The sequence below is a fragment of the Kineococcus vitellinus genome (genome assembly GCF_009906315.1).
Lineage (GTDB): Bacteria > Actinomycetota > Actinomycetes > Actinomycetales > Kineococcaceae > Kineococcus > Kineococcus vitellinus.
Genome location: NZ_JAAALL010000344.1, coordinates 1 through 4190, shown reverse-complemented (window position 1 = coordinate 4190; position 4190 = coordinate 1). Strand labels below are relative to the sequence as shown.

At 76.2% G+C, this 4190-nt stretch carries 3 protein-coding genes and 1 riboswitch; all 3 genes read left to right on the top strand.

The features are described 5' to 3' along the window. Positions 1-48: 48 nt before the first annotated feature. The 3 genes from metE (at position 49) to GTQ99_RS20475 (ending at position 4183) form a co-directional block, all read left to right on the top strand. Positions 49-2406, top strand: coding sequence for a 5-methyltetrahydropteroyltriglutamate--homocysteine S-methyltransferase (gene metE / locus GTQ99_RS20485; protein WP_166617550.1), 2358 nt, complete (start codon positions 49-51; stop codon positions 2404-2406). Between the two features lie 63 nt (positions 2407-2469). After that, positions 2470-2562, top strand: a riboswitch (SAM riboswitch). Between the two features lie 5 nt (positions 2563-2567). Next, positions 2568-2987, top strand: coding sequence for a rhodanese-like domain-containing protein (locus tag GTQ99_RS20480; protein ID WP_166617549.1), 420 nt, complete (start codon positions 2568-2570; stop codon positions 2985-2987). Beyond that, complete coding sequence (locus GTQ99_RS20475) at positions 2984-4183, top strand: O-succinylhomoserine sulfhydrylase (protein WP_338075155.1); 1200 nt, start codon at positions 2984-2986, stop codon at positions 4181-4183. The genes GTQ99_RS20480 and GTQ99_RS20475 overlap by 4 nt, the downstream gene beginning before the upstream one ends. Positions 4184-4190: the final 7 nt, after the last annotated feature.

The following is a 4190-nucleotide window of genomic DNA, read 5'->3' as shown; positions in this document are numbered from 1 at the left end:
CCCCGTGACCACCGAGAACCCCCGCGTCGCAGCGGTAGGAGGCCCCCGATGACCGGACCCGCCAGCAGCCCGAGCAGCCCGCCCGCCTGGAGCGCGACCGTGCTGGGCTACCCCCGCACCGGTGCGGACCGCGAGGCCAAGAGGGCGCTGGAGGCGCTGTGGGCCGGGCGCGCCGACCTCGCCGCCACCGAGGCCGCGCTGGCCGGTGTGCGCGCCGCGACCGTGCGCCGCCTGAACTCCCTGGGCCTGCCCGCCCACGACGCCTCCATCCCCTCGGCCTTCTCCGCCTACGACCAGGTGCTCGACGCCGCCGTCGCCCTCGGCGCGGTGCCCGAGCGCTTCGCCGACGTCGTCGGCGCCGACGGCCGGGTGGACCTGGCCGGGTACTCCACGATCGCCCGCGGTCGCGGCGCGGACGCCCCGCTGGAGATGACGAAGTGGTTCGACACCAACTACCACTACCTCGTCCCGGAGATCTCCCCGGCGACGCGGTTCCGCTTCGCCGACGACCGCGGCGTGCGGGAGTTCTCCGAGGCGCTCGCGGACGGGTTCCTCACCCGCCCGGTCGTCGTGGGGCCGCTGACGTTCCTGCTGCTGTCGAAGCCGGCCGCGGGCAGCCCCGCCGGCTTCGCGCCGGTGCAGCGCCTGGACGACGTGCTCGGCGCCTACGAGGACCTGCTGCGCGCGTACGCCGCCGCCGGCGCCGAGTGGGTGCAGCTGGACGAGCCGGCCCTGGTGAGCGCTTCGGCCACCGCCGGGGTGGCGGACCCGGCCGCCCTGGTGCGCACCGCCTACGAGCGGCTGTCGGCGACGGCCGGGCGTCCCCGGCTGCTGGTCGCCACCCCCTACGGCGACCCGGGCGGACTGCTCGAACCGCTGGCGCGCACCGGCGTCGACGGGCTCGCGCTGGACCTCGTGCGCGGCCGGGCGCCGCGCGACGCCTCGGTCCTGGCGGGCAAGACCGTCGTGGGCGGCGTCGTCGACGGCCGCAACGTCTGGCGCGCGGACCTGAGCGCCGCGCTGGAGGTGCTGCGCCCGCTGCGGGCCGCGGCCGCCCACGTCGTGGCCGGGACGTCCACCTCGCTGCTGCACGTGCCGCACGACGTGGACCGCGAGGACGGGCTGGAGCAGCGCCTGCGCGGCTGGCTGGCCTTCGCCGACCAGAAGGTCGCCGAGGTCGTCGTGCTCGGGACCGCGCTGCGCGACCCCGACGCCGTCGGCGAGGTGCTGACCGCCTCCGCCGCGGCCCGGGCCGACCGCCTCCGCGCCCCCGGGGTGGTGCGCGGCGAGGTGCGCGCACGCGTGGCCGCGCTGACGCCGGAGGCGTTCCGCCGCAGCGACTACGCCGTGCGCCGCAACGCCCAGGACGAGGCGCTGGGGCTGCCCCTGCTGCCGACGACGACCATCGGCTCGTTCCCGCAGACCGCGGGGATCCGCGCCGCCCGCGCGGCGTGGGCGCGGGGGGACTCCGACGACACCCGCTACGAGGACTACCTGCGCACCGAGATCGACCGCGTCGTCGCGCTGCAGGAGGAGCTGGGCCTGGACGTGCTCGTGCACGGCGAGCCCGAGCGCAACGACATGGTCCAGTACTTCGCCGAGCACCTGGAGGGCTTCGCCGTCACCGCGCACGGCTGGGTGCAGTCCTACGGCTCGCGCTGCGTGCGCCCGCCGATCCTCTTCGGCGACGTCGTGCGCCCGGCGCCCGTCACGGTGCCGTGGAGCGCGTACACCCGCAGCCGCACCACCAAGCCGGTGAAGGGGATGCTGACCGGTCCGGTGACGATCCTCGCGTGGTCGTTCGTGCGCGACGACCAGCCGCTGGCCGACACCGCCTTCCAGGTGGCCCTCGCCCTGCGCGAGGAGGTCGCCGACCTGGAGGCCGCCGGCATCGGCATCGTCCAGGTGGACGAGCCCGCGCTGCGCGAGCTGCTGCCGCTGCGCACCGAGGACCAGCCGGCGTACCTGCGGTGGTCGGTGGACGCCTTCCGGCTGGCCACCGCCGGGGCCGCGGACGCCACCCAGGTCCACACGCACCTGTGCTACTCGGAGTTCGGGGAGGTCATCGACGCCGTCGACGGCCTGGACGCGGACGTGACGAGCATCGAGGCGGCCCGCTCGCGCATGGAGGTCCTGGCCGACGTCGCCCGGGTGGGCTTCGCGCGCGGCATCGGCCCGGGCGTGTGGGACATCCACTCCCCGCGGGTGCCCTCGACCGAGGAGGTCACCGAGCAGTTGCGCGCCGCGGTGGCCTCGGTCCCCGCGCGCCAGGTCTGGGTGAACCCCGACTGCGGCCTGAAGACCCGCGGCTACGAGGAGACGACGGCCTCGCTGCGCAACCTCGTCGCCGCGGCCCGCGCCGTGCGCGCCGAGCTCGCCGGCCGGCCGGCGCCCGCTCCCGCCTGAGGAGCGCGGGGCGCGAGCTCCGCGAGCCCGCCACCGGCGGCGCGGCCATGCCCTACGCTGGCCGGACCATCCAGAGCGGCCGAGAGACCTGGCTCGACGACGCCGCAGCAACCCCCCCCCCGACGGGGAGGGTGCTCATGCCAGGACCGATGGGAGGACCTGTGGGTCGTGCCGGTGACCTCACCCCGCGCGAGGCGTACGAGCTCGTCCGCGACGACGGCGACGCCGTCCTCGTGGACGTGCGCACCGAGGCCGAGTGGCGCTTCGTCGGCGTGCCCGACACGACGGCGACGGGCCGGGCGCCGGTGTTCGCCTCCTGGCTGCCGGTCGAGGAGGACGCGCCCGGCGCGCGCTTCCTCGCCGAGCTCGCCGCCGCGGGCGTCACCGCCGAGCGCGGCGGGCCGGTGGTGTTCCTGTGCCGCTCCGGGCAGCGCTCGGTGGGCGCCGCCGAGGCGGCCACGGCCGCGGGCATCGTCCCCAGCTACAACGTGCTCGACGGCTTCGAGGGACCGCTGGACGCCGACGGCCACCGCGGCGGCGCCGGCTGGCGCGCCGAGGGCCTGCCCTGGCGGCAGTCGTGAGCCGGGCGGGCGCACCGGACTGGCGCCCGGACACCCTCGCCGTGCGGGCGGGGATCGCGCGCTCGGGGTTCGAGGAGACGGCCGAGGCGATGTACCTGACCTCCGGCTACGTGTACGCCTCGGCGGCCGACGCCGAGGCCGCCTTCAGCGGTGACGTCGACCGCTACGTGTACTCCCGCTACGGCAACCCCACGGTGTCGGTGTTCACCGAGCGGCTGCGCGCGCTGGAGGGGGCGCAGGCCTGCTACGGCCTGGCCAGCGGCATGTCGGCCGTCTTCTACGCCCTCGCCGCGCTGCTGGGCGCCGGGGACCGGGTCGTGGCCGCCCGCAGCCTCTTCGGCTCCTGCTTCGTCGTCCTCGACGAGATCCTGCCGCGCTGGGGGGTGAGCACGGAGTTCGTCGACGGCGAGGACCTCGCGCAGTGGGAGCGCGCCCTGTCCACGCCCGCGCAGGCGGTGTTCTTCGAGACCCCTGCCAACCCCATGCAGACGCTCGTCGACATCGAGGCCGTCAGCCGGATCGCGCACGCGGCCGGTGCCGCGGTCGTCGTGGACAACGCGTTCGCCAGCCCCCTCGGCCAGCGGCCGCTGCCGCTGGGCGCCGACGTCGTCGTGTACTCGGCGACCAAGCACGTCGACGGCCAGGGGCGCGTCATGGGCGGCGCGGTGCTCGGCTCCAGCGAGTTCGTCGACGGCCGCTTCCGCGAGCTCACCCGGCACACCGGCCCCACCCTCAGCCCCTTCAACGCCTGGACGCTGGCCAAGGGCCTGGAGACGCTGGGGTTGCGGGTGCGGCACTCGGCCGCGAGCGCGCTGCGCATCGCCGAGCACCTCGAGGCGGCCCCCGGCGTGCGCTGGGTGCGCTACCCGCTGCTGCCCAGCCACCCGCAGTTCGACCTCGCGAAGCGGCAGATGGAGCTCGGCGGCACGACCGTCACCTTCGAGCTCGACGCACCGCACGGGCGCGGCAAGGAGCGCGCGTTCGAGGTCCTCGACGCGCTGCGCACGATCGACATCTCCAACAACCTCGGCGACGCCAAGTCGCTGGCCACCCACCCCGCGACGACGACGCACCGCCGGCTCGGTGCCGAGGGCCGGGCCGCCATCGGCCTGGGCGACGGCGTGCTGCGGCTGTCGGTGGGCCTGGAGGACCCCGAGGACCTGCTCGACGACCTCGACCGCGCCCTGCGCCGCTGACCCCGAC

Coding starts and splice junctions, on each gene's coding strand:
- metE (WP_166617550.1), top strand. CDS start 49: ATGACCGGACCCGCCAGCAGCCCGAGCAGCCCGCCCGCCTGGAGCGCG.